Source organism: Lachnotalea sp. AF33-28, assembly GCF_003477885.1.
In the GTDB taxonomy this organism is placed as follows: domain Bacteria; phylum Bacillota; class Clostridia; order Lachnospirales; family Lachnospiraceae; genus AF33-28.
This window is the reverse complement of record NZ_QUEE01000030.1, coordinates 1-5920: the sequence shown is the minus strand read 5'-3', so window position 1 is coordinate 5920 and position 5920 is coordinate 1. Positions and strand designations below refer to the sequence as shown.

Here is a 5920-nt window from a genome sequence, read left to right as displayed (position 1 = left end):
TAAGCACCGATAATGCCAGACAAAGCTTCCTGCATAGCAGAAACGTCACGGGCTTCTGTCCACATCAGAACGGATTCCGGCATACCGCCGGTGACGTAGTACATCTTCAATTTCTCATACAGAGGATTGAAGAAAGCATCAGGGATCGGCTCAATAGTGTCCACGCTTTCCAGATATGCAGCAAGATTTTCGTCACCATTGGCAATCAGAAATTCCGAGAAGGTCATGGGATCTATCTGCATAAAGTTGACCTTGCCCACAGGGAAAGAAGACGGCTTTGCCAGGGCAATGCCCAACAGAGAACCGGCACAGGCGATATGATACTGCGGAGCGTTCTCACAGAAATACTTCATGGAATTGATGACTTTCGGGCAGTCCTGCACTTCATCAAAGATGATGAGAGTCTTTTCCTGCAGGATCTTTTGACCACTGGCCAGCATCAGGTTCTGTAGGATGCGATCTACATCTTTAGTAGTCTCGAAGAACTGTTTGTATTCCTCATTTTCATCAAAGTTAAAATAAGCGGTGTTTTCGTAATAACGCTTACCGAACTCTTTCAGAATCCAGGTCTTACCAACCTGACGTACACCCTTTAGGATTAAAGGCTTACGGTAGGGAGAATTCTTCCAGTCCAGTAGCTTTTTCAAAATAAATCGTTCCATAGACTCACTCCTCACACTTTTATTGGAGTTTTAGTGTTTCTTAATCACATATTTATTATATGCGCAAGCCTCGAAAAATACAACCCCTATCACAAAAAACCTATATTCAATTAAAATACAGTAACTATGCGGCTTTCAGCCGCAATCATCAGTATTTGTGAAGCATCTATCCTGTTTTAGTGTCTTGTGAAATAAAACTGCAAAAATTATAATAGATACAGTGGAGGTACGAAAAAATGATAGAAGTTTATTATGTTGAGGATGATGAAAATATCGCACAGGCAGTAAAAGATTATCTTGAGCTGCAAGGATACAAGGTGAAAATATTAGAAACAATCGCAGTTGCGAAGCAGGTGCTGCGAGAGCATACCCCAAGTATTGTTTTGGTAGACTGGAATATGCCGGATGGGCGGGGAGATAACCTGTGCCAGTGGATACGCAGAAATTGGAGGGAGCTTCCGGTTATTTTTATTACCGTCAGAGGGGACTCTGTCGATATTGTTTCGGGCTTTCAATGCGGTGCCGATGATTATGTGGTAAAACCATTTGAATTAGAAGTGCTTCATTCACGGATATTGGCATTGCTACGCAGAAGCGGAAATGTTGCAGAACGGTATCTTTCTTGTGACGGAATCAGAATAGATCAGGACCGACATACAGTTTCTTATCACTCAGAAGAAATAAACGTAAGCGCAGCAGAGTACCAGCTACTCTTGTATTTGATGCGAAACAAGGGAAAGACGGTTACACGGGAGAAAATTTTGGAGCAGGTATGGGATGTGAATGGAAATTATGTAAATGACAATACACTAACGGTTACGATGAAGCGTTTACGGGATAAACTTCATCAGCCCTCCTGTTTGAAAACAATCCGGAGCATCGGATATCGTATGGAGGACACAATATGAGTGGAAGAAAGAATGTGTTGACAACCGTAGGGCTGGTGCTGTCTGTCAGCCTTATTGCTGCTGTGATTGCTGTGCTGCTGACATCCGTGTATTACAGTCGGTTTCAATTTGATACAATAAATGAAATCTGCGGTGTGATGCTTAGGCAGGAACCGGAATCAGAAGAACTAATTTCTGCGGCATTAAAAGAATGTATAAACAGAAATGTTTCCGATGTATTGAGATGTAATATTTTATCTGAATGGGGATATGGCATCACGGATTTTTCTTATATGCATCCGCTATATTTTGCGGTAATCGGATTTCTGGCGGGAACCTTTTTGTTTGTCATTACTTTTTTATTTCGGAACCGGACAGAAACTTTGCGTATTCGGGCATTGGCTGATTATTTAGAACGGGTGAATACAGGAAAAGCAGAGATTCTGTCGGTCTCCGGGGAAGATGATTTTTCCAAACTGGAAGATGAAATTTACAAGACGGTGACTTTCTTATATCAGACAAAGGATAAAGCAGTTCAGGTGAAAAATGACTTTGCTGAAAATTTATACAATATTGCGCATCAAATAAAGACACCCATCACTGCCATTTCGTTGTCCTTGCAGACAATGGAAAAAGAAATGGAACAGTCAGAAAAAATACAAAAGCAGCTTTTAAGGCTGACCCGTTTAGAGGAAGGATTGCTTTTGTTGTCTCGGTTTGATGCAGGGACGCTGGTTCTTCAAAAATCAGAAATAGATGTTTTGACCGTAATTGTTCTTGCGGCAGATAATTTGCAGGAATTATTGGCAGAGTCCGGAGCGTCCATTGACATTCCGGAGTTAGGAGAAATGGCGATTACAGCCGATTTGGAGTGGACAATGGAGGCGCTCATCAATTTGATGAAAAACTGCATGGAACATAACAGGGGTGGAACGGTACATTGTAGCTATGGACAGAATCCGTTATATACGGAAATTCTGATTTGGGATGAGGGAAATGGATTTGACAAAGAGGACATTCCACATCTTTTTGAAAGATTTTATCGGGGGAAAAATGCCTGTGCAGGAGGGATAGGCATAGGATTAGCGTTGGCAAAAGAGATTATAGAAAGACAAAACGGAACAATACATGCTAAAAATATGCCGGATGGCGGTGCTTGTTTTGAAATTCGCTTTTACTGTCACTAAGTTGTAACTTTCGATTGATATAGTAGTAATATGGAATTTCAAAAGCCCACAGAAGGAGGAAACAACGGAATGGATATTTTGGTGTGTGAAAAAATATGCAAAACATACGGTTCTGGTAATAGTCAGGTGACCGCATTGGATGGGATTGACCTGACAGTAAGTAAGGGGGAATTTGTAGCGATTGTTGGAGCATCCGGTTCGGGAAAATCTACGCTGCTGCATATTTTAGGAAGTGTAGACAAACCTACAAGCGGAAAAGTTGTCATAGACGGCACAGATCTTTCTAAACTGAATCCAACACAGGCGGCAATCTTTAGAAGAAGAAAAGTTGGTTTGGTATATCAGTTTTATAACTTAATCCCTACGCTTACGGTACGGAAAAATATTCTTATGCCGCTTGCACTTGATAAGAAAAAACCAAGCAATGAGTATTTTGAGAAAGTGGTTCATTCTCTTGGGATTTCTGACAAACTTGAAGTTTTACCGAATCAGTTGTCAGGGGGGCAGCAGCAAAGAGTTGCCATCGCACGTTCTTTAATTTATCGTCCGGCGTTGCTTTTAGCGGATGAACCGACTGGAAATTTAGATCAGAAAAATTCCAAAGAGATTATTGATATGCTGAAGCTCTCCAACCGAAATCTGGAGCAGACCATTGTGTTGATTACACATGATGAAAAGGTGGCTTTGGAGGCGGACCGTATCATAACCATAGAGGATGGCATGATTAAAAGTGATGAACGGCGGAGGTAATGAATATGTGGAGAGATTATTCATCAGGCTATATTAAAAATAACCGTACCTCTGGAATTTCTATTATGATAGCTGCATTTATTTCTGCCCTGCTTTTATCATTATTATGCGGACTGTTTTATAACGCATGGAAGTACGAGGTTGAGAGAATTGAACTGGAAGAAGGCAGTTGGCAGAGCCGTATTACAGGAGAATTTGACAGCCGAGACATAGAGATGATGAAAAACTTTGCGACTGTAAAAGATGCAGTGATAAACGAAAAAGAAAGCAAAAGTCAGGAAACAGTCATAGATATTTATTTTGATGATATGGGAGCTGTTCTGAAAGACACCCCTCGGATTGTTGAATTGGTGGGATCTGCACCGGAGACGGTTACCTATAACCATGAACTTCTGGCAATGTATTTGATACGCGATTCGCAGGATACGGCACCGAGACTGTTATTTCCGCTGTTCATACTCATAACGGTAATGACATCATTTTCACTGATAGTTATCATACATAATTCTTTTGCAGTATCTATGAATGCAAGAATTCATCAGTTTGGTATCCTGTCCAGTATCGGAGCAACTCCAAAGCAGATACGCTCGTGCCTTTTACAGGAGGCGGCAGCGTTGTGTGCCGTACCGGTTATTCTTGGAAATTTATTAGGCATTGTAATAAGCATGGGGCTTTTACATATGACCAATATCCTGCTGGGGAGTGGTATAGCAGGCAGACATGAGGCTGCTTTCGGCTATCATCCGCTTGTACTGGTTATCACACTGGGGGTAACGATTCTGACGATATGCATTTCTGCCTGGCTGCCTGCCCGGAAATTAAGCAGACTGACGCCGCTTGAGGCGATTAAAAATGCAGGGGAATTGCAGTTAAAACGTAAGAGGAACTCACCGTTTCTCACGCTGTTGTTTGGGATGGAAGGAGAACTGGCAGGCAATGCACTGAAAGCACAGCGAAAAGCCCTGCGAACCGCATCGCTTAGTCTAATACTTTCTTTTATGGCATTTACAATCATGCAGTGTTTTTTTACATTGTCGGGGATCAGTACAAGGGAGACATATTTTGAACGTTATCAGGATGTGTGGGATGTGATGGTTACTGTGAAAGATACGGCAGTGGATTCTCTTGAAGAAATAAAAGAAATACAGGATATTCCCAGTGTGAGAAATGCGATAGTATATCAAAAAGCAATAGCAAAAAGAATCGTCACAGAAAATGAGATAAGTGACGAAATGAAAAGCTTTGGCGGTTTTTCTCATGCTTCCAGTAATTATGTAGAGCAAACAGAAAATGGTTGGATGGTAAATGCCCCGATCGTTATTTTGGATGATGTAAGTTTCTGTGCATACTGTGAACAGATTGGGATTACACCGCAGCTTGACGGAACGATTATCAGAAATCAGATACGCAATGTGACAAACCCGAATTTCCGACATCCAGAGTATATGCCATATCTAAAAGGCGAAAATACCACTAGTATATTGAGTCAACCTGGCAAAGAGGAAATGATGGTGGAAATTCCTGTTTTGTCTTATACAGAGGAAGTTCCTGCTTTAAGAGAGGAATATGGAAAATCCGATTATTATGAGATGGTTCATTTTATTCCGGCATCTTTGTGGAAAGAGATAAAAGGACAGTTTGTCGAATCTGAAGAAGATACATATATTTGTGTTCTTGGCAATGATAATAGTACGTCAGAGGAATTAAGTAAACTACAAAAAGCAATTACTGAAGTAATAGGGGAAACCTATACGGTAGAAAGTGAGAATCGTATTCAGGAACAGGAAGCGAATGACAAGCAGATACAGGGAATGATGACGATTTTTGGAGGGTTCTGTGTTCTTCTTGCAATCATTGGTATTGGCAATGTGTTTTCTAATACGCTTGGTTTTGTACGTCAGAGAAAGAGAGAATTTTCCAGATATATGTCTGTCGGAATGACACCACAGGAAATCAGGAAAATGTTCTGCATTGAGGCATTGGTCATTGCCGGACGCCCGGTATTGCTTACAATTCCGATTACAGTTTTTTTAGTTGGCGCTATGTTACAGGCGAGTTTTCTCGAAGCTGGAATCTTTCTTGCCGAAGCACCTTTTGTTCCGATAGCGGTTTTTATGTTAGCCATTTTGGGAACTGTGGCTTTGGCATATTATCTTGGCTGGCGCAATATACGGAAAGTAAATCTGGCAGAGGTTTTACGTGATGATACGATGATGTAGGGAGGAATGTATATGGGAAATTATATTATATATTATTCGGGACAGTTTGCCTACTCACTGTTGTGGCAGCATGTCCATTCTCAAGCTTTCTCAAACCTTGCGCAACGTTTATTATGACTTCTGCTCCAATGCCAACCCAATCAGCCGATCGGCCTGATCTGCCATGAACAGAGGAATGTTCAGCACATCATCATCCAGTTTCATATTATCCAGGG

5 protein-coding genes are annotated in these 5920 nt (G+C 41.3%); 4 read left to right on the top strand and 1 reads right to left on the bottom strand.

Annotated elements, in window-relative coordinates; translation table 11 throughout:
* A partial coding sequence (locus DWZ56_RS22460; RefSeq protein WP_147369466.1) for an ATP-binding protein occupies positions 1 to 662 on the bottom strand: 662 nt, incomplete at its 3' end.
* 236 nt (positions 663 to 898) lie between these two features.
* Between DWZ56_RS22460 and DWZ56_RS22455 the strand changes: the two genes are divergently transcribed.
* The 4 genes from DWZ56_RS22455 (at position 899) to DWZ56_RS22440 (ending at position 5705) form a co-directional block, all read left to right on the top strand.
* Positions 899 to 1570 carry a response regulator transcription factor gene (locus tag DWZ56_RS22455; RefSeq protein WP_118558848.1) on the top strand — a complete coding sequence of 224 codons (672 nt, stop codon included), beginning with the start codon at positions 899 to 901 and terminating at the stop codon, positions 1568 to 1570.
* Positions 1567 to 2736: a sensor histidine kinase gene (locus DWZ56_RS22450; protein ID WP_118558847.1), complete on the top strand. Its 1170-nt coding sequence runs from the start codon at positions 1567 to 1569 to the stop codon at positions 2734 to 2736. Before DWZ56_RS22455 ends, DWZ56_RS22450 begins: the two co-directional genes overlap by 4 nt.
* Positions 2737 to 2805: 69 nt before the next feature.
* Positions 2806 to 3486 (top strand): ABC transporter ATP-binding protein, encoded by a 681-nt coding sequence (locus DWZ56_RS22445; RefSeq protein WP_118558846.1) that lies wholly within the window; start codon positions 2806 to 2808, stop codon positions 3484 to 3486.
* 5 nt (positions 3487 to 3491) lie between these two features.
* Positions 3492 to 5705 (top strand): ABC transporter permease, encoded by a 2214-nt coding sequence (locus DWZ56_RS22440; RefSeq protein WP_118558845.1) that lies wholly within the window; start codon positions 3492 to 3494, stop codon positions 5703 to 5705.
* The last annotated feature ends 215 nt before the right edge of the window (positions 5706 to 5920 follow it).

Excerpts from the sequence above, each read along its gene's own strand:
- DWZ56_RS22440 (WP_118558845.1), top strand. The coding sequence starts at position 3,492 with ATGTGGAGAGATTATTCATCAGGCTATATTAAAAATAACCGTACCTCT.
- DWZ56_RS22445 (WP_118558846.1), top strand. The coding sequence starts at position 2,806 with ATGGATATTTTGGTGTGTGAAAAAATATGCAAAACATACGGTTCTGGT.
- DWZ56_RS22450 (WP_118558847.1), top strand. The coding sequence starts at position 1,567 with ATGAGTGGAAGAAAGAATGTGTTGACAACCGTAGGGCTGGTGCTGTCT.
- DWZ56_RS22455 (WP_118558848.1), top strand. The coding sequence starts at position 899 with ATGATAGAAGTTTATTATGTTGAGGATGATGAAAATATCGCACAGGCA.